The sequence below is a fragment of the Bacteroides sp. OF03-11BH genome (genome assembly GCF_003604005.1).
Lineage (GTDB): Bacteria > Bacteroidota > Bacteroidia > Bacteroidales > Bacteroidaceae > Bacteroides > Bacteroides ovatus.
Map to the genome: position 1 here is coordinate 3,934 of NZ_QTMW01000041.1, position 18,120 is coordinate 22,053.

The window sequence follows — 18,120 nt, forward strand, 5'->3', positions numbered from 1 at the left end:
CCCGAACTGCGAACTCATTATGACAATATCAAGCAAATGGTCAAGGAAAAGACCGGACGTGCCATGCAGGAAAAGGAAAGGGAACGCAAGGGAAAGAATGGAAAGATTATCAAGGTGGCGGGATGCTCACCCATCCGTGAAGGAGTATTGCTTATCAGACCGGACACCACACTGGCTGATGTACGCAAATTCGGTGAAGAGTGCCAAAGACGCTGGGGCATCACTCCGCTACAGATTTTCCTGCATAAAGACGAAGGGCATTGGCTGAACGGTCAGCCGGAAGCGGAAGACAAAGAGAGCTTCCAAATAGGAAGCAGATGGTTCAAGCCGAACTATCATGCTCATATCGTATTCGACTGGATGAACCACGAAACCGGGAAGAGCCGAAAGCTCAATGACGAGGATATGGCAACCATGCAGACCCTTGCTTCCGATATTCTGCTAATGGAACGTGGGCAGACAAAAGCTGTCACAGGTAAAGAGCATCTGGAACGAAACGATTTCATCATTGAGAAGCAGAAAGCCGAACTGCAACGTATAGAAGAAACCAAGCGACACAAGGAGCAACAGGTAAGCCTTGCCGAACAGGAACTCAAACAGGTAAAAGCTGAGATACGTACAGACAAACTCAAAAGTGCAGCTACCGATGTAGCCACTGCCATAACCAGCAGCGTAGGTTCTCTTTTCGGAAGCGGTAAGTTGAAAGAACTGGAACATAACATCGAGCAGCTACATCAGGAGATTGCCAACCGGGACAAAGCTACTGATGAATTAAAAATTCAGATGCAACAAATGCAGGAACAGCACGGCAGACAAATACGCAATCTTCAAGGAATACATAATAAAGAGATTGAAGCTAAAGACAAAGAAATATCACGGCTAAACACCCTGCTTGAAAAGGCATTATGCTGGTTCCCATTACTCAAAGAAATGCTGAGAATGGAAAAATTATGCTATGTCACTGGTTTTACCAAGGGGATGGTTGATTCTCTTTTATACAAAAAGGAAGCTCTCAGATGTAGTGGAAAAATCTATTCCGAAGAATATAGACAGAGATTTGAAACAAAAAATGTAATTTTCAAAATTGAACGAAGCCCGATCAATAAGAATAAATTGATGCTGACTATAAACCAACAGCCAATCAGCGAATGGTTCAAGGAACAATGGGAGAAGTTACAGCAGCATCTGCGTAACTCAGTGCAGAAAGAACAAAAATCCAGAGGATTCAGGATGTAATATAGAGAAGTACAATTCATCATGGATTGTACTTCTATCGTAATATATAGTACAAAATCTAAGTTGTCTAACTATTCTAAAGTAAAATAAGCAATAAAAGAATATCTTATTCACTATTAATATACCATATTGTCAATATCTTTCCCTCATTTAGTCAATCGTATCTTTTCGTGGTAGAAATAATTTACGATAACCGGCTTGCCTTTTTCCGAGCGCCCGTAAGGCAAATCATTTATTCTATATGGAAACCCCTGTGCCTTGGCGTATTGGGAAATGTCCTGTTCCAATGCCTGCCAGTAATCAAGCCTCTTTTTGTTGTATATTTCTTCGTATAACGGAAAGAGGTCGGGATGCTTCTCACGGATATACGTCATTATCCCTCCCTTAAACTGCCCGCGCAGATTCAGGTTTTCGAGCCATATCAAATCGGCATATCCTTTCACTTTCTCGATAATCGCCTTCATATCGGTTATTCCGGGGAATATGGGCGATACAAAACACACGGTACGGATGCCCGCCTCATAGACCTGACGCATTGCGTTCAGACGACGTTCTATGCTCACGGCATTGTCCATATCCGTACGAAAACGCTCGTCAAGCGTATTGACCGACCATGACACCGTTACTTTGGGAAAACGCTTCAACAGGTCGAGGTCGCGCAGGACAAGGTCGGACTTAGTGCATATCATAATCTCGGCGTTGCTCCCACGCAGCTCTTCGAGCAGCCTGTGGGTACGGCAAAATTGCTCCTCATACGGGTTGTAACCATCCGTCACGGAACCTATCACAATGCGCTCTCCGTCATATTTGTGCGGATTGGCTATCGGTTTCCAGTTCTTCACGTCCAGAAATGCACCCCACGGTTCTGTATGCCCGGTGAATCGTTTCATAAACGATGCGTAGCAATACTTACAGGCGTGGGGACAGCCCACGTAAGGGTTGACCGAATATCCTCCGACCGGCAGTGAGGATTTGGTCATAACGCTCTGTACGTCTATTTCTTTGATTATTTCGGTATTCATTGTAAGCGTTTTGTAAATTGTTCCGGCAGTTCCTGAATCATCCTTTCTTCGCCCATTATAGGCAGCAAATCCTCTTTCATAAACACGGGGACGCCCTGTGTTTGGGCTTGGTCGGCAATGTGAAGCACCCATTCGGGACGGGAATCCACTTTGCCTTTCCGATGTCCGGTCTCCGTACCTATGACAATCCAGTCGATACCCTCGAAATCTATATCGCCGATTTCATCGAAAATAGGTTCGAAAGTGACATGGTAGTGCTTGGCCTTGATATTTCTTTTCAAATCGTCTAGCCGCTTTTTTTCGGAATTGCGCGTGACGGTCACGCCCATCCATACATTCTCGTCATCTGTAGAGAAACTGATCTTGTCCGGACATTTCGTAAGGAATATATAAGCGTGTTGCGGATTGCTTTTCATTCGTCTGAATATTTCCGCATTCCATTCAGGCTTCCAATCGGAGAAATCGCTCATTCCGGTCATCAGCCATACGTGAGGCTTGGGCGTGTCGATGATACGCAGCTTTCGCACCATATATTCCGGTACGGAGAAGTCGTCCGTAATATGGAAACGGCGGCAGTTGTTACGGGCATAGCAGTAGCTGCACCCGATGGAGCAGCCTACCACTATGTTCATATTCTTTATCAGGGATTTTATACAGATAGTCATCTGCTTAGAGTTCCTTTTTAGAATCATTTCGGAGAGACTTTCCATTTTACCGGTTCTTTCAGTATGATTCCGTCAGTGGCATCCTCCTGTGAGAATGTATTGCTGCAATATTGTATGCAGAGCATGAGGAGCGGAGTCGTTCCGTTGTTACGGACACTTCGTTTTCCTGCAGGAGATACCCTGACAACGCTACCTTCTTCCACTGGGAACACTGTTCCGTCTACTTGAAATTCACCTTTACCGGAGAGGAAAAAATAAAGTTCCTCATGACTCTTGTGACTATGCAGAAATCCGGTTTCTGTACCCGGGGCGAATGACTGGAAAGAAAACTCGCTTCCCGTAGTTCCGAGAGCGGTGCTGCAGAATACTTTTCCGGGAATTTTCACATCCGGGCCAAGCTGAAGTTCGTATTCATTCAGTTCATTCAACTTACCGACACTGATCGCGGCGAAATTCTGTTCTACCGCGATTTTCCTAATCTTTTTCATCTTTCTAATATTTTGAAATGATTGTTTATACAGTTATTTAAGTGTTATGCTTTCTCCGTCTTCCGGTATAATCAGTCGGCTCATATCCGTCCCGTGATGGCGAGCTTCGTTGCGAAGGATGGCACGGGTGGTCTGGCAATGATCGATGGCATCCATGTGTACGGTAATCAGCTTGATGTGTGGGGGGAGTGTGTCAAGCATCGCCATTACTTCCTGTTCATTGGGGATGATACAACCGTCCGTCTTAGAGAATTCGGGGAATACCGCACCGCCACTGTTCACCACAATATAATTAGGACGATACTTTTCCACGGTAGCAAGAGTACATTCTTCCCATTTGCAATCGCCCATGATATAAATAGTCGGAAGCCCTTCGGACATCAGCACATAGCCCGAAACAGGTCCCATCATCTGGCCTATCTGACCGAAACCGTGATGGCCAATAGCACGGTGGATGGTCAGATGACCTAAGGTTATGCTCTCTTCAATCGCTTCTACATTTGAGAAACCATCTTTCAGGATGGCGGCCTTATCTTGTGGCTGGGTGTAGAAAGGAATGTCTTTCGGCAAATGCTGCTTTACACTTGGTTCGTAATGGTCGATGTGGTTGTGGGTGAGCAGTACCATATCAACACCTTCAGTAATGTCGCTAATAGGCATTACGAGATGTACCCTCGGATTCTTATATACACCGAGAGCTGATTGCAGGGTTCCTTTGTCGGCAAATACGGGGTCAATAAGAATGGTATGTCCTGCATAGTTGATTTTCAAGGTGGCACTGCGTACCAACCGAATAATTGCTTTTTCGTTCATGATGTTATGTTTTGTATTATTTTTCGGGTACAAAGTTCGAAAGGATATCCCAATGTCTCTATGCCTTAAAAACAGGAATATATGCCATTTTGATAAAAGAATGATGTATATTTGCAGAAAGCAAAAAACAAGAGTGATGAAAGCTATAATCAATCCCGAAAGACTTGTAAGCGTTCCGTTCAATAAAACGCAATGTGGCGTAGACTTCTACATTAACACAGGCGAAAGCAAGGACATCTGTGGTGTCTTGACCGAGCATAAGGCGTTTAAGACAGATTTTTTCAGCTTCTATTTCTTTCGTCGTGCCAATGGATATTTGTTGCTGAACTTCCGAAAAGTGGAGTTACGGGATGGTATGGTGCTGCTTTTGTCGCCGCACCAGCAACAGGAATGGCACGTGAACGAGGTAGAACTAGATTACACTTTTCTTATTTTCCGCGAAGACTTTATGCGCACGTTCATTGCTGACAAGTTCTTCGTATATCGGCTGTTGTATTATTATCAGACTGATACACCGCCCTACTTGTTTGCCGAGCCGGAGGAGCTGACGGAATATATGCGCCTCTTAAAAAAGATAAAACAAGAACTACAACATCCTGTGGTAGACACTTACAACCTCATTGTGTCAGTGCTTTATTATCTACTGGTAATTATCAACCGGGCATACGCTCAAACTTATCGTCTACCTGTCGAAGTGCCAAAAAACAATTACGCATTCAAATTCAAGGACTTACTCGAAAAACATATCCGAACGACACAGCGCGTTCAAGAATATGCTGATATGCTTCGGGTAAGTCGTATCACCTTGAATAATTCTGTCATGGCGCAATTTGGTGTATCAGCCATTCACTTACTCAAGCAACGTCTTTTGGAAGAGCTGAAAAATGAGCTACTGTTCTCCAATCTGAATGTGAGCCAACTGGCAGACGAGTTCCACTTTTCCGACCCCAGTCACCTCATGCGTTTTTTCAAAAAAGAAACAGGCAAGACTTTTACCCAATATCTAATGAATTACAAAAGAGGAATATATGAATAGAAATTTCATATTTGGCAAATGAATTCCATATTTAAGATATTTATTTTTTTGAATAACTATATTTTTCGTCATAAAGGTTCATTCTGCCAGTCCATAGAAATACCAATCGCTTTGTAATTGACATTCTTTTGAAGAATCTTAAAAAATACAAAAACACCCAATTTTACATTCTTGGGTGTAAAAAAGGGTGTAAATCTCGCAAATGCTTGATTTACACCCTTTATTGCGGAGAGACAGGGATTCGAACCCCGGGTACCTCGCAGTACAACGGTTTTCAAGACCGCCGCAATCGACCACTCTGCCACCTCTCCAAAACTTCTTTATCAGAAGTGCTTTTCGTTAAAAGCGGTGCAAAGGTACGAATATATTTTAAACTTACAAGAGTTTTCACAAAAAAAAATCACGAACATCATTTCCAAAGAATAGCAATATCTAGGTATTTTATGTTGAAAAGCATAAAATAGAGCATATTTATGCTGATTATATGAAAAAACGTTGTAACTTTGTGCGCTCTAAAGAAAAGGATAACTACAACCTCTAATTTTATCATTTATGGAATTAAATAAGATCTTTAAAGACGGTCTTTGGAGCACTGAAATCAATGTCAGAGATTTCGTAAGTCATAACATCACTCCGTATTACGGAGATGCTTCTTTCCTCGAAGGACCTACCGAACGCACAAAAGCTGTATGGAACCGCTGCCTCGAAGCACTGGCAGAAGAAAGAGCCAATAACGGAGTACGCTCACTGGATAATGTCACCGTCTCAACCATCACTTCTCATAAAGCCGGATATATCGACAAAGAAAACGAACTGATCGTCGGTCTGCAGACAGACGAACTTCTGAAACGTGCCATCAAGCCTTTCGGAGGTATCAATGTGGTAAGCAAAGCCTGCCACGAAAACGGCGTGGAAGTGGACGACCGCGTAAAAGATATCTTCACTCACTACCGCAAGACGCACAACGACGGAGTATTTGACGTATATACCGAAGAAATCCGCTCGTTCCGTTCTCTGGGATTCCTCACCGGACTTCCTGACAACTATGCCCGCGGACGTATCATCGGCGACTACCGCCGTATGGCTCTCTATGGTATCGACCGATTGATTGAGGCAAAAAAAGAAGATTTGCGTAACCTTACCGGTCCGATGACCGAAGCCCGCATCCGCCTGCGCGAAGAAGTGGCAGAGCAAATCAAGGCATTGAAGGACATGAAGGTAATGGGCGAATACTACGGACTCGACTTGAGCCGTCCTGCCTACACCGCACAAGAAGCAGTACAATGGGTATACATGGCTTACCTTGCTGCCGTAAAAGAACAAGACGGTGCTGCCATGTCACTGGGTAACGTCTCTTCGTTCCTCGACATTTATATGGAATATGAATTGAGCAAAGGAACCATCACAGAATCTTTCGCACAGGAGCTGATCGACCAATTTGTCATCAAACTGCGTATGGTGCGCCACCTGCGTATGCAATCTTACAACGACATCTTTGCCGGCGACCCGACATGGGTAACCGAATCCCTGGGCGGACGCCTCAACGACGGACGCACGAAGGTGACAAAGACTTCTTTCCGCTTCCTGCAAACACTCTACAACCTCGGCCCTTCACCGGAACCGAACCTGACTGTATTGTGGAGCCCGGAACTTCCGGAAGGATTCAAAGAATTCTGCGCAAAAGTTTCTATCGACACTTCTTCCATCCAATATGAAAACGACGACCTGATGCGTGAAGTACGCCAGTCTGACGACTACGGAATCGCATGCTGCGTATCTTATCAGGAAATCGGAAAACAAATCCAATTCTTCGGCGCACGTTGCAACCTGGCAAAAGCCCTGCTGCTTGCCATCAACGGAGGACGTTGCGAAAACACCGGTACGGTAATGGTGAAAAATATCCCCGTACTAACCAGCGACACACTGAACTTCGAAGAAGTAATGAGCAACTACAAGAAGGTATTGACAGAAATCGCCCGTGTTTACAACGAAGCGATGAACATCATCCATTATATGCATGATAAGTATTACTACGAAAAAGCCCAAATGGCTCTTGTAGATACCAACCCACGCATCAACCTTGCTTATGGTGTAGCCGGACTTTCTATCGCCCTCGATTCACTGTCGGCCATCAAATATGCCAAAGTGACCGCACGCCGCAACGACATCGGTCTGACAGAAGGTTTCGATATTCAAGGCGAATTCCCTTGCTTCGGTAATGACAACGACAAGGTAGACCACCTGGGTGTTGACCTGGTCTATTTCTTCAGCGAAGAATTGAAGAAACTTCCGGTTTACAAAAATGCCCGTCCTACTTTATCTTTGCTCACTATCACTTCCAACGTGATGTATGGCAAGAAGACAGGTGCTACTCCCGACGGACGCGCCAAAGGTGTCGCTTTTGCTCCGGGAGCCAACCCTATGCACGGACGTGACAAGAACGGTGCCATCGCCTCTTTGAGTTCCGTAGCGAAATTACGTTACCGCGACTCACAGGACGGTATCAGTAACACTTTCTCCATCGTCCCCAAATCACTGGGAGCTACTGAAGAGGATCGCGTAGAAAATCTGGTGACAATGATGGATGGCTATTTCACCAAAGGCGCTCACCACCTGAACGTGAACGTATTGAACCGTGAAATGCTTTACGACGCCATGGAACATCCGGAAAAATATCCGCAACTCACCATCCGTGTTTCCGGTTATGCCGTAAACTTCGTGAAGTTGAGCCGCGAACATCAATTGGAGGTTATCAGCCGTAGCTTCCACGAACGTATGTAAAAATCTATCTACTCTATATGACGATAAACGTACATTCATACGAAAGTATGGGAACATTCGACGGGCCGGGCTTACGGCTCGTCGTTTTTCTTCAAGGATGCAATTTCCGCTGCCTATATTGCGCCAACCCCGACACAATAGCCGGAAAAGGAGGCACACCTACCCCACCGGAAGAAATCGTCCGCATGGCTATGAGCCAACGTCCTTTTTTCGGGAAACGCGGAGGAGTCACTTTCTCCGGAGGAGAACCTACGTTTCAGGCCAAAGCACTGGTTCCTCTAGTACGTGAACTGAAAGAAAAGGGAATACATGTATGCATAGACAGCAACGGCGGTATCTGGAACGAAGAAGTAGAAGAACTTTTCAAACTGACGGATCTTGTATTGCTGGATATTAAAGAGTTCAATCCGGCACGCCATCAAGCACTGACCGGAAGAAGTAACGAGCAAACCATCCGCACGGCAGCATGGCTGGAAGAAAACGAAAAACCTTTCTGGCTGCGTTATGTATTAGTGCCCGGATACAGCGATTTCGAGGAAGACATCCGCCGTTTAGGAGAAGCTCTGGGAAAATATAAGATGGTGCAACGAGTGGAAATCCTGCCTTATCATACATTAGGCGTACATAAGTATGAAGCGATGGAGCAGGAATACAAGCTGAAAGACGTAAAAGAAAATACCCCCGAACAACTTGAAAAAGCTGCGGAGGTATTTAAAGAGTATTTCACTACTGTGGTGGTCAATTAACCACCACAGTAATAAATAGGATAAAAATCACCATGTCTCTGCTTTCACCTCGAAACAGGGACACTCTTTGATCCGCTCCCAAGGGTCAACAATTCCATTATAATTAGTATCAGGACTCAAGTCCCGATGACCGACCACCTTTGCATCCGGATAACGCTGCAACAACTCGTTTACCAGACGATGCATCGCCTCTTTCTGGCGGGAAGTACGCGTATCTGCTGCCTTTCCGTTCTCATCCAGCCCGCCTTCATAGCACACCCCTAAACTAATCGCATTAAAACCGCGTGCATGAGCACCCACCGTATCTTCATCCCTCATCGGTTCTATCTGTCCCGACTTGCGGATATAATAATGATACCCCCAACAAGAAAAGCCCCGAAAGCGATGGGCAGTGTCCACATCCTTCGCCGTGAAGTCGCGATCAGCACGGGTAGCAGAGCAGTGAATCACAATCAGACTAATCTTTCTCATCGTCCTTTTCCCTTTCCGTCGTTTTCACATTACACACTTCCTTATGGGTGGCATTGAAGCGCACCTCTCTCACAATTCTGTTCCGCTTTCTTTTTCCGAAGAAAGGCACAAGGAACATAATTACATCCAAAATCTTAGTTACAATTTCTTTCATTTGATCCAATATTAAAGTTATCATGCTGCCGGATCCGGAGCTTCTCCGCTTCCACCACCGTCTGAACCGCCACCGGAACCTTTGTCATCATCTTCTCCTTCATTGCCGCTACCGCCCGTTTGGGCCACCGCACGCGTCGTTACCTGCTGGTAGCTAAGAATCTTCGTGATGTCCGCCAACGTCTTTCCGGGACGAAAAATAATATGGGCAGCCGTAATCAGCGAACTTGAAAACTCCTTGACCGACACAGCTCCTTCACTGTTCAACCCGATCTGCAAACTACCCAAATCACCCAGCCGGACTATTCTTCCCGCTTTCAACGCACGCTTCGCCTCATAAAGAATACCCGAAATGGCGGCACGCACATCTGTCTCCGTACAGGTAGACCGGCTGGTGATTCCCTCGCACAACTCTTCAAAATCCAACTCTCCCGAAGCCTGTGCCTGCGCGTAATACTTTGCCGACTCATCCTTTTTGGCAGGATTCTTGCGCGGCACTACTGAATAAGTTACTGTCATTGCCATAATAAAATAATTTTAAATTTTCATACATTTCGAACGCGTTCCTTATTTGTTAACGACATAAAGATAACACATTTTTCACCCTCCGGATTCCCCAACGAAGTTTCCTGATATTCTATGAATAATAATGACGTTATTCTTTTAATAAGCCATTAATTTTCAGTAACTTTATAGCATAAACCAAATACCATTCATCATGTATTATCCGGATCAGCCGTTTCATATCCGCACTTATAAAAAGTCGGAACTAGCTCATCTTTACAACCCCAACGTATGCCTTAAAGTAGCCTTACAAATACTACGTCGTTGGATTGTCTACAACCTTCCGCTCCTGCAAGAACTCGAACAAGAAGGCTATCGTGCCCGCAACCGCCTTCTCTCTCCCCGGCAAGTGGCAACGATCATACGCTATTTGGGAGAACCCTAGGAACTTAATCAAAAAAACGAAAAGTTCCATTCTATTATTTTACAAACAAATTTCTTTGCAACCGCAAATTAAAAAGAACAAACCAACATGGAGCATTTTACCATCTTTCAAGACTTTTACCGCGTCATAGCCGAAATGACAGAAGAAGAAATCGTATCGGCCATCAGCAACGGCACATACCGGGAAACAGTGGAGGACGTGCGCCGAATCTTCGCGGAACAAGGCGAGAAAGCAGCCAACGAAAAGAAAATAAAACTACCGGAAATCACCTTTTCAGCCAACTACCGGGGAGGACGTTCAAACGCAACTCTCGTCAAGTATCTGGGATACATCGTGGTAGACATCGACCATCAGACACAGGAAGCATTGGCACGCATCCTCGCACTGGCAAAAAAGTGTGCCCACACCCGCATCGCTTTCATCAGTCCCAAAGGAATGGGACTGAAAATCGTGGTACGTGTATGCCGGACAGACGGGACATTGCCCGAAACAATTCAGGAAATTGAAGATTTCCATCATGCTGCTTATCACAAAATCGCTTCCTTTTATGCCCAGCTCTGCGGAGTTGAGGTCGACACTTCCGGGCAGGATGTTAGCCGCACTTGCCTGTTCTCTTACGATCCGGATATTTATTTCAATCCCGATGCTACAGCTGTCATCGTGGAACAGCCACCGATGTTCTTCAAGTCTCAAAAGAAGAAAAGGGCATCCGGCAAAAAGAAAAAGACGACAGCACCAGACAACAATCCCCTCACCGAACAAGTGGCCCTCAACTACCATTCCTCGCACGCTTCCTTAATGGTGACTCTGAACTATTATCACAATAAATCCGAAAAGTACGTCACCGGCAACCGGAACAACTACCTGCATTGCCTGGCTTGTATGTACAATCGCTACGGCGTCCCCCAGGAAGAGGCGGCAGCTTTTATCAAGAGCCAGTTCACCGATCTTCCCGCGGATGAAATGGACGCACTAATCGGGAGTGCTTACGGACACAACGAGGAATTCGACACCCGCAAGCTGAATAGTACGCAGAAGCGAATGTTACAGATTGAGCAACATATCAAAGAAAATTACGATACACGCTACAACGAAGTGCTTCATATCATGGAATATCGCAGAAGGAAAACGGACACGGAGCAACCGGAACCTTTCCATATTCTCGACGAAATGATGGAAAACAGCATTTGGATGGAGATGAACGAACTGGGCTATTCGTGCACCGTCAAGACGATTCAGAATCTGATCTACTCCGACTTCAGCATCACCTACCATCCTATTCGCGAGTATTTAGACTCGCTGCCTGAATGGGACGGAACGGATTATATCGGTATCCTTGCCAACAGCGTGCATACTAGTCACCAGAAATTTTGGGTAGAATGTCTGGAACGTTATCTGGTGGGAATGTGCGCTGCCGCCACACAAGATGATGTGGTGAACCACACTGTTTTGTTGCTTTGCAGCGAAATACAGAACATCGGAAAGACTACGTTTATCAACAACCTGCTGCCGCCCGAATTGCGCGCCTATCTTTCTACCGGTCTTATCAACCCGAGCAACAAGGATGATCTAGCCAAAATAGCGCAGGCAATGCTTATCAATCTGGATGAATTTGAAGGGATGAGCGGACGGGAACTGAATATCTTCAAGGATTTGGTTACCCGCAAAGTAATCAGCATCCGCCTGCCATACGCGCGGCGTTCGCAGAACTTTCCTCATACGGCTTCTTTTGCCGGCACATGCAATTACCAGGAAGTGCTTCACGACACCACAGGTAACCGCCGTTTTCTCTGCTTTCATGTCAACTCGATGGAGTTTATCAAAATAAACTACGCGCAGTTGTATGCACAAATCAAGTATCTGCTCAACAAGCCGGGGTATCAGTATTGGTTCACCCAGTCGGAAAACTCACGGATTGAAGAAAACAACGAGGATTTCATTTTCCACTCACCGGAAGAAGAACTGGTGTTGACACATATCCGCAAACCGGAACGTTTCGAAAAGGTGCATTATCTGACGGTCACTGAAATTGCGGAATTGATTCGCGAACGGACGGGGTATCAATATTCTCACGGAACCAAAGCCCAACTAGGAAAAGTGATGTCCAAACACGGCTTCGAATTTCATAAGGGAAAAAACGGGAGAAGATACACTGTATTCATTATTGATACAGAACAGGTGAAATCAAACAGGCTATATGAATAAGATTTCATCTCCTTCGCACGTAAAAAGGTGAGGGTTGGTGAGGGTACTTTTGCAACTTTTCATTTTTATATTTCTTATTTCTATTCTTCTATTTTCTTCTAAAAAAAAATACGAATGTTAGAAATTGACCCTCACCTACCCTCACCTTTTTCCTTTTTCTTCCTCAAAAAAACGGTGGGAAATTTGAAAAAGACAGTTATCTTTTTCAAATTTCCCACCATGTTTTTTTTAATCGCTTCTTATAAAGACATCGAAAATTCGATCCTACAACCTAACGCATTCATGATACGATAGAAGGTAGAAACCTTAGGTTCTGTCTGACCACTTTCCACTCTTGAAATATAAGAACGGTCGGAACCGATACGCCGGGCTAACTCTGCTTGAGTAATCTTAGCCTTTTTCCTTGCGTCTTCGATAATTTGCCCGGTGTAGAAAGCATACGCTTTTTCTTCTGCTTCCGCACGAGTAACAGTTCCTTCCTTACCAAAACGCTCATCTATTAATGCGCTGACGTTAAAGAATTCCTCATTTGTTTTTGCTTCCATAATACTCCTTTCTTAATATCTTTGCTTTTTCAATTTCTTTCTTTGGAGGTCAATATACGAATTGTTGTTCAACTATACAACAATCGTCTTTTTATTTTATATTATTTTTCCTCAAATTCTCCGGCACGCTTTTTCTTCTCATAAGACACCAGCGTCTCTACACTAAGCGTTTTCCCATTCTTAGGGCTTATCACATCTACAACGCTTGCTAACGCACGAAAAGTCTGTTCGCAATTTGCTACTCCGTCATACGTCAACCTACCCAGATTGATGGCATCGAGCACAACAGAGACATATTGCTTCGGATTTCCCCGATACTCGATGGTGACAGGCGTGAGATGCGACATCTCTCGAGTCAGTTGACTGACGATTCTTTTTTTGGTCGAGCAGCTCCATTAATTTTTCACTATGCACATTGATTTGTGCGGTTACTTCACGAAGTTCATTTTTCAATGAACAAAACAATTCATCATTACATGAATTTTCCATAAAACTTTTCATTTAATTGATTATAAAAAAGCCATTCCAGAAAGATAAGCAATCATTACTTACTTCCCGGAATGGTGACTAACATTTTTAAGACCAGTTTTTGTATATTACTGTTTCTTTCAATGGACAAAAGTAGCCAATTTATTCCTATAATATCTTTCCACCTCTTCCCAATGATAATAGGGTACTAGCTCACTTGCAAGCGGAAGTTTCATTTCTTGTTCATTGAGTAAAATTTTCACCAAGATATTATCATTTCCTTTCTTACGGTAAAAAACGAACTGAATATTACAAGCTTTTGGAAAGATACGATAGTTACGCCATATATCTGACAATTTATTTATATCAGTAGTCTGATATGCACAATCACCTAATTCCAATAAACAAGCCAAAGGAAGTAGACAAGTCTCGTGCCCGAAGCGCAGGGTAGCACTATTCTCTTTTTTCACGACGCAAGTATCTGCAGTATTCAGTATATTCTCAAGCAGGTTTGCTTCCACATAAGGCATCTTACCTTGAGTGAGCGGAGACGGCCCGTAGTCAATATACCAATTCAGATTGCTGATTAGCCATAAATCATAACACTCTTCTTTGGTAAAAAGAGAATAAAGATCAAGGTCCGTGTCGTGACTTTGCGTAATGGCTGCCAGTTCAAACAAATAACTCATCAACTTGCCAGCATCCACTTTCCACTTTACATAATTATCGTTATTAAAAAGAGACTTCATCAAACGTTCGGGATGGAGATGCTCTTTCCGAAAAGCTGCCTTTACAGCAATCACTTCATCTTCCTGACGCTTCTTTTTGAAGTATTCATTTCCATAATTCATATAATACATATCATAAGAAGTAGCCTCATCCTTGATTCTCAACTCCGGATTCAGAGATTGCAATTGCAAGCACTCAGCCGTCATAGAGAGTATACAGCGGATAACGGTTGTAGAACGTGCATCCACCTCTGCCGCTCCCTGAAACACTTCAGGAAAGTTATTGTACATTCTTCGGGCAATTCCCCTGTGTTGACGGGCACCTAATGGAGTCAAATCACCATATCTATTTTCTGCTCCGCGCGCAAGGCTGTCTACAAGCCAGAGGGCCTTCTTGCCTAAATCTGTAAGTACTCCGTCTTTCTCTGCTTCGCGAAGAATTGCCAACGGCTTCGTATAATCATCAGGATTCACTCTATAACGGGAACCGTGACGAGCATAATGGCTTAGGTAGAACGGTTTATACCCCTTGGGTGGGGCAGTCATTGTGAAATGGGGATCAGGATAGGCATAATGGTTGGCTGCCGAGCGATGTATGTCTTCAAATATTTCATCTCTTGCTATCTGTGCACTTATACTAAGCACAAGGCAACAAAGGATTGTCAACAAAATAAAACGTTTCATACTTTCTTTTTTTAATAAGTTTAAGATACCACAGAATTATTCACTAGAGTAAGGACCAAACCTGTTCGATATAACCAAGTCTGTTTTCCGGGCATCCAGCACATATACTTCATATTCCCCGTCCGGATATACTCTTATCACAATGTGCCCCTGTTTTGCTTTCAAGCTACGGGCAAACCAAGGACCAATAGCTACCCCCGTTTCATCATCATAGTAAGTCATAAAAACATCCCTAGGCTGCGTTCCGATATTCTTTGATAACAACCGTTGCCCCACTTCCGCTCCCGGATGATCGGTACTCCATGATTGAGCCACTACTACTTTAGGATCGAGCACTTCGAGAAAGTTCCGGTTAGTGGCATCCCGATTGCTATGATGATTGAGCGACACTGCCGACACCTTTCCTATTATGGGTGCCATAGGAGTTTCTATATCATACCATTCCGCATGGTCTTGGTCTACCAAACCAGAATTATCCCCTCCCGCATAATACTTGAATGCGCCATATTTCACCACAATAGCCGTCGACATTTGGTTTTCACTATACTTGCCATTTTTTGCCATCAATTCTTCCTTGGTAAACAGAATAGTCGTTTTTTTACCTTCCCCTGTCCACAACCGATTATTCGATTTTATATTCCTGACTTCAAACCCCGGATAAGATTTCGGTTCTTTCTTTAATACAAATTGCGTATTAGAGCCTATGTCGAACTTTTCGACTTTCAATCCGTTGTGTTTTTCCTGATAGTTGAGGAACTCCAATAGGTTCAAGAAAGTAGGCAAATCTACTCCATCATTCTTTGATCGTAAATCCACGGGGAATTGGTAGTCAGGATAATCCCTATCAACATACATTTTGATAGGAATCACATCTCCGACTTCCGTCAGCCCCGTAATACGATATCCGTTTTTGGAAGTTCCAGTGGCCTTCTGAACATCACCATAATGATCGGAATGAAAATGGGTCAGAAGAAAATAGTCAATCACTACATCCTTTCCCAATAGATTTGTCACATAATTAATGATAGACGAACCGGGCGTATAACTACTATCCGGAAATATCGGAGCTGCATGCATCGGTGCATACTTAGCGGCATATTCCTTGCCATCAAAATCACCGGCATCAATCATCATGGTCGTTCCGTCAGGAAAAATCAGAAAAGCGCAATTCCCCCGCCCGGTATTGATGTGATGAATATCAAGGTATCCTTTCTCCCATTTAGGGAAAGGCGGTATTGTCATTTGAGCCTTGATTATACAACTAAAAACGAGTAAAAATATGAAATTAACTATTTTCTTTATATCCATCGTTCTATCAATCTGTTTATAAATTACTACTGTACTTTATTCTCCAATAATTATTTTACTCCATAGAAATGGATGATCTGAAAGACTAATGTCTTTTTTAAAAATGCTATATGCGATTTCCGCTTTCATACCAGAATTCTTATTGATTAATATATTATCAATCTGCCCATATTTGTATTTATCAATATATTGTTCAGCATCTTCCACATCATCCCATACACTCTTAAAGCCTGAATTAAAGATGTATTGCATGGCATTAGTTTCCGGCAAATCATTGAAGTCGCCCATGACTATGATTCTTTTACTAGTATCTTTCATCAAAACAACATCTACTAAATTCTTCATGACAGAACCTTCAACTACTCCTGCGCTACCCGGAATATGCAGACTATAAAAGGTTAGTTCCTTATTTTTAATCTTGGTTTCAATCCGAATAGTCGATGAATGTGTCCAACCTTTTCCCTCCAAAGCAAATTCTTTTGACTGCAATATAGGAGTTTTACTCAATATTACTTTGTATTTTCCTGCATATTTTCCAGTTTTATCCTTTCCCCATTCAATCCAATGATTTCCGGAGGATATATCACCGATATAAAAATATTCCATTCCCAAAGCTTTACCTATTATTGAATAAAACTCTTCAACTCCGGAATTCTTATCAATCAAAATGGGACATTCTTCCAATGAAAGAATATCTAAATAAAAAGACTTTAGACTCAATGCTATTTCTTCCGCTGTCGCCGTTTGCCCTACATCCACATTAAAAGTTCCGACACGAATAGAAGTATCTATTATAGGGGGGATTTTTTCCTTATCATTCTCCGGAGTATCACTACTGCATGAGAATATAAAAGGCAATATTATAAGCAAAATATTCAGATATTTCATAGCTATTAATTATTTAGAATCAGACCCTCTATCATTTAAGATATCATCTACTGATGGATTGTAGGCATTACCTTCACAATGATAACTTACTGTAGGCAGACTGGTTAATATTGGTTTTAATGCGGAAAGGTCAGTTAATTTTTCATTACCTTTGTCTGATTTGTTTCCACTTCTTATCCCTATATTAATTAGTTTCACTGCCGTAAGCCCTTCTAATCCATTCAAGTTTGTAAGGCTGGGATTTCCCATAATATAAAGATTCGTCTTTATTTCACTTAAATTTTTCAGACCGGTTATTGAAGTCAACATTGGATTATTTCTCAACCAAAAATTACCGCCAATCTTCTTTAGATTTTTTAGAAAATCAAGATTTCCCAGAAGACTATTACCATCTACCTCAAGGTTTGTACCCACCTCGGTAATGTTTGCAAGCATAGATACATCTGTAATATCACTGCCTGATGTCCCATTTCCAATTCGTAATTTACCGGTCACAGAAGTGTATTTCAACTGTAAATTATCGATTGCCTTTTGATTTGGCAGCAGCAAATCGCCTACATAAATATGTTCTATCACTCCTTCTTTCTGTGGAATCGTTACATTAACCGTACTTGCAAGAGAACGTACATTTGCATTATTCACCCAATACAAATCAATCTCGTAGTCCGTGCCCGGTTTCAACTTTTCAATTGAATATTTAGTTATAGCAGGATCAACGATATCAATCAGTCCGTCTCCGGGATTATATACAATGACATACTTCTTTACTTCCCCGTTTGGTACATCCCATGATAAAGAAATACTTTCTTCAAATACCTCCGTTGTCAACCCTGTTATCGGATCTGGTTGATTTATCCCGTCTTTATCATCTCCACATGAGGCTAACAATAAGGACATCGATAAAATAATGATGAAGTTTAAAATATCTTTCATG

Annotated in this window: 19 protein-coding genes and 1 tRNA gene; 6 read left to right on the forward strand and 14 right to left on the reverse strand. The window is 43.1% G+C overall.

Features of this window, described 5'->3' with window-relative positions:
* Nucleotides 1–1,236, forward strand: a 1,236-nt coding sequence (locus DXA54_RS21730; protein ID WP_243647672.1) for a mobilization protein, incomplete at its 5' end; no start/stop codon positions are given.
* A 146-nt stretch (nucleotides 1,237–1,382) separates the two neighbouring features.
* Here DXA54_RS21730 and DXA54_RS21735 read toward each other — a convergent pair.
* Genes DXA54_RS21735 through DXA54_RS21750 form a run of 4 tightly spaced genes read right to left on the reverse strand, consistent with a single transcriptional unit; the run spans nucleotide 1,383 to nucleotide 4,224 of the window.
* Nucleotides 1,383–2,258 (reverse strand): radical SAM mobile pair protein B, encoded by an 876-nt coding sequence (locus tag DXA54_RS21735; protein ID WP_005924033.1) that lies wholly within the window; start codon nucleotides 2,256–2,258, stop codon nucleotides 1,383–1,385.
* Entirely contained in the window at nucleotides 2,255–2,923 is a 669-nt protein-coding gene (locus DXA54_RS21740) for a radical SAM mobile pair protein A (protein WP_005924036.1), read from the reverse strand. The genes DXA54_RS21735 and DXA54_RS21740 overlap by 4 nt, the downstream gene beginning before the upstream one ends.
* A 23-nt stretch (nucleotides 2,924–2,946) precedes the next feature.
* A complete protein-coding gene (locus DXA54_RS21745; protein WP_005924039.1) occupies nucleotides 2,947–3,411 on the reverse strand; it encodes a cupin domain-containing protein in 465 nt (154 codons plus the stop codon).
* A 33-nt stretch (nucleotides 3,412–3,444) separates the two neighbouring features.
* Nucleotides 3,445–4,224, reverse strand: coding sequence for an MBL fold metallo-hydrolase (locus DXA54_RS21750; RefSeq protein WP_005924041.1), 780 nt, complete (start codon nucleotides 4,222–4,224; stop codon nucleotides 3,445–3,447).
* Between the two features lie 136 nt (nucleotides 4,225–4,360).
* On the opposite strand from DXA54_RS21750, the gene DXA54_RS21755 reads away from it, so the two are divergent.
* The gene (locus DXA54_RS21755) at nucleotides 4,361–5,260 is read left to right on the forward strand and encodes a helix-turn-helix domain-containing protein (RefSeq protein WP_025819263.1); all 900 of its coding nucleotides are present in this window, start codon (nucleotides 4,361–4,363) and stop codon (nucleotides 5,258–5,260) included.
* A gap of 226 nt (nucleotides 5,261–5,486) precedes the next feature.
* On the opposite strand, the gene DXA54_RS21760 is transcribed toward DXA54_RS21755, so the two are convergent.
* Nucleotides 5,487–5,571 (reverse strand) — tRNA-Ser (locus DXA54_RS21760).
* A 241-nt stretch (nucleotides 5,572–5,812) separates the two neighbouring features.
* Here DXA54_RS21760 and pflB point away from each other — a divergent pair.
* Nucleotides 5,813–8,041 (forward strand): formate C-acetyltransferase, encoded by a 2,229-nt coding sequence (gene pflB / locus DXA54_RS21765; protein ID WP_004308785.1) that lies wholly within the window; start codon nucleotides 5,813–5,815, stop codon nucleotides 8,039–8,041.
* Between the two features lie 17 nt (nucleotides 8,042–8,058).
* The gene (gene pflA, locus DXA54_RS21770; protein WP_004308786.1) at nucleotides 8,059–8,787 is read left to right on the forward strand and encodes a pyruvate formate-lyase-activating protein; all 729 of its coding nucleotides are present in this window, start codon (nucleotides 8,059–8,061) and stop codon (nucleotides 8,785–8,787) included.
* 27 nt (nucleotides 8,788–8,814) lie between these two features.
* Here the strand turns inward: pflA and DXA54_RS21775 are convergent, their stop codons facing one another.
* Genes DXA54_RS21775 through DXA54_RS21785 form a run of 3 tightly spaced genes read right to left on the reverse strand, consistent with a single transcriptional unit; the run spans nucleotide 8,815 to nucleotide 9,936 of the window.
* Nucleotides 8,815–9,258 (reverse strand): N-acetylmuramoyl-L-alanine amidase, encoded by a 444-nt coding sequence (locus DXA54_RS21775; RefSeq protein WP_004308787.1) that lies wholly within the window; start codon nucleotides 9,256–9,258, stop codon nucleotides 8,815–8,817.
* Nucleotides 9,245–9,436 (reverse strand): hypothetical protein, encoded by a 192-nt coding sequence (locus tag DXA54_RS21780; protein WP_004302306.1) that lies wholly within the window; start codon nucleotides 9,434–9,436, stop codon nucleotides 9,245–9,247. Before DXA54_RS21780 ends, DXA54_RS21775 begins: the two co-directional genes overlap by 14 nt.
* Complete coding sequence (locus DXA54_RS21785; RefSeq protein WP_004305836.1) at nucleotides 9,433–9,936, reverse strand: HU family DNA-binding protein; 504 nt, start codon at nucleotides 9,934–9,936, stop codon at nucleotides 9,433–9,435. The genes DXA54_RS21780 and DXA54_RS21785 overlap by 4 nt, the downstream gene beginning before the upstream one ends.
* Before the next feature lie 193 nt (nucleotides 9,937–10,129).
* Between DXA54_RS21785 and DXA54_RS21790 the strand changes: the two genes are divergently transcribed.
* Both DXA54_RS21790 and DXA54_RS21795 read left to right on the forward strand, forming a co-directional pair.
* Entirely contained in the window at nucleotides 10,130–10,360 is a 231-nt protein-coding gene (locus DXA54_RS21790; RefSeq protein WP_004305834.1) for a DUF4248 domain-containing protein, read from the forward strand.
* 87 nt (nucleotides 10,361–10,447) lie between these two features.
* A complete protein-coding gene (locus DXA54_RS21795) occupies nucleotides 10,448–12,565 on the forward strand; it encodes a BT4734/BF3469 family protein (protein ID WP_165863279.1) in 2,118 nt (705 codons plus the stop codon).
* A 239-nt stretch (nucleotides 12,566–12,804) separates the two neighbouring features.
* Here the strand turns inward: DXA54_RS21795 and DXA54_RS21800 are convergent, their stop codons facing one another.
* The 6 genes from DXA54_RS21800 to DXA54_RS21830 all read right to left on the reverse strand — a co-directional run bounded on the left by DXA54_RS21800 (nucleotide 12,805) and on the right by DXA54_RS21830 (nucleotide 18,119).
* The gene (locus DXA54_RS21800) at nucleotides 12,805–13,110 is read right to left on the reverse strand and encodes a helix-turn-helix domain-containing protein (RefSeq protein WP_004325432.1); all 306 of its coding nucleotides are present in this window, start codon (nucleotides 13,108–13,110) and stop codon (nucleotides 12,805–12,807) included.
* A 101-nt stretch (nucleotides 13,111–13,211) separates the two neighbouring features.
* Nucleotides 13,212–13,457, reverse strand: coding sequence for a hypothetical protein (locus tag DXA54_RS21810; RefSeq protein WP_008648497.1), 246 nt, complete (start codon nucleotides 13,455–13,457; stop codon nucleotides 13,212–13,214).
* A gap of 261 nt (nucleotides 13,458–13,718) precedes the next feature.
* On the reverse strand, nucleotides 13,719–14,990 hold the full coding sequence (locus tag DXA54_RS21815) for a histidine-type phosphatase (RefSeq protein WP_004325428.1): 1,272 nt from the start codon (nucleotides 14,988–14,990) through the stop codon (nucleotides 13,719–13,721).
* Between the two features lie 36 nt (nucleotides 14,991–15,026).
* Nucleotides 15,027–16,232, reverse strand: a complete 1,206-nt coding sequence (locus tag DXA54_RS21820) for an MBL fold metallo-hydrolase (protein WP_229036771.1) — start codon at nucleotides 16,230–16,232, stop codon at nucleotides 15,027–15,029.
* 102 nt (nucleotides 16,233–16,334) lie between these two features.
* On the reverse strand, nucleotides 16,335–17,186 hold the full coding sequence (locus tag DXA54_RS21825) for an endonuclease/exonuclease/phosphatase family protein (RefSeq protein WP_004325426.1): 852 nt from the start codon (nucleotides 17,184–17,186) through the stop codon (nucleotides 16,335–16,337).
* 9 nt (nucleotides 17,187–17,195) lie between these two features.
* Nucleotides 17,196–18,119 carry a fibronectin type III domain-containing protein gene (locus tag DXA54_RS21830; protein WP_004325425.1) on the reverse strand — a complete coding sequence of 308 codons (924 nt, stop codon included), beginning with the start codon at nucleotides 18,117–18,119 and terminating at the stop codon, nucleotides 17,196–17,198.
* Between the last annotated feature and the right edge of the window lies 1 nt (nucleotide 18,120).

Coding starts and splice junctions, on each gene's coding strand:
- DXA54_RS21790 (WP_004305834.1), top strand. CDS start 10,130: ATGTATTATCCGGATCAGCCGTTTCATATCCGCACTTATAAAAAGTCG.
- pflB (WP_004308785.1), top strand. CDS start 5,813: ATGGAATTAAATAAGATCTTTAAAGACGGTCTTTGGAGCACTGAAATC.
- DXA54_RS21825 (WP_004325426.1), bottom strand. CDS start 17,186: ATGAAATATCTGAATATTTTGCTTATAATATTGCCTTTTATATTCTCA.
- DXA54_RS21800 (WP_004325432.1), bottom strand. CDS start 13,110: ATGGAAGCAAAAACAAATGAGGAATTCTTTAACGTCAGCGCATTAATA.
- DXA54_RS21775 (WP_004308787.1), bottom strand. CDS start 9,258: ATGAGAAAGATTAGTCTGATTGTGATTCACTGCTCTGCTACCCGTGCT.
- DXA54_RS21755 (WP_025819263.1), top strand. CDS start 4,361: ATGAAAGCTATAATCAATCCCGAAAGACTTGTAAGCGTTCCGTTCAAT.
- DXA54_RS21740 (WP_005924036.1), bottom strand. CDS start 2,923: ATGACTATCTGTATAAAATCCCTGATAAAGAATATGAACATAGTGGTA.
- DXA54_RS21810 (WP_008648497.1), bottom strand. CDS start 13,457: ATGTCGCATCTCACGCCTGTCACCATCGAGTATCGGGGAAATCCGAAG.
- pflA (WP_004308786.1), top strand. CDS start 8,059: ATGACGATAAACGTACATTCATACGAAAGTATGGGAACATTCGACGGG.
- DXA54_RS21785 (WP_004305836.1), bottom strand. CDS start 9,936: ATGGCAATGACAGTAACTTATTCAGTAGTGCCGCGCAAGAATCCTGCC.
- DXA54_RS21815 (WP_004325428.1), bottom strand. CDS start 14,990: ATGAAACGTTTTATTTTGTTGACAATCCTTTGTTGCCTTGTGCTTAGT.
- DXA54_RS21745 (WP_005924039.1), bottom strand. CDS start 3,411: ATGAAAAAGATTAGGAAAATCGCGGTAGAACAGAATTTCGCCGCGATC.
- DXA54_RS21750 (WP_005924041.1), bottom strand. CDS start 4,224: ATGAACGAAAAAGCAATTATTCGGTTGGTACGCAGTGCCACCTTGAAA.
- DXA54_RS21830 (WP_004325425.1), bottom strand. CDS start 18,119: ATGAAAGATATTTTAAACTTCATCATTATTTTATCGATGTCCTTATTG.
- DXA54_RS21795 (WP_165863279.1), top strand. CDS start 10,448: ATGGAGCATTTTACCATCTTTCAAGACTTTTACCGCGTCATAGCCGAA.
- DXA54_RS21820 (WP_229036771.1), bottom strand. CDS start 16,232: ATGACAATACCGCCTTTCCCTAAATGGGAGAAAGGATACCTTGATATT.
- DXA54_RS21735 (WP_005924033.1), bottom strand. CDS start 2,258: ATGAATACCGAAATAATCAAAGAAATAGACGTACAGAGCGTTATGACC.
- DXA54_RS21780 (WP_004302306.1), bottom strand. CDS start 9,436: ATGATAACTTTAATATTGGATCAAATGAAAGAAATTGTAACTAAGATT.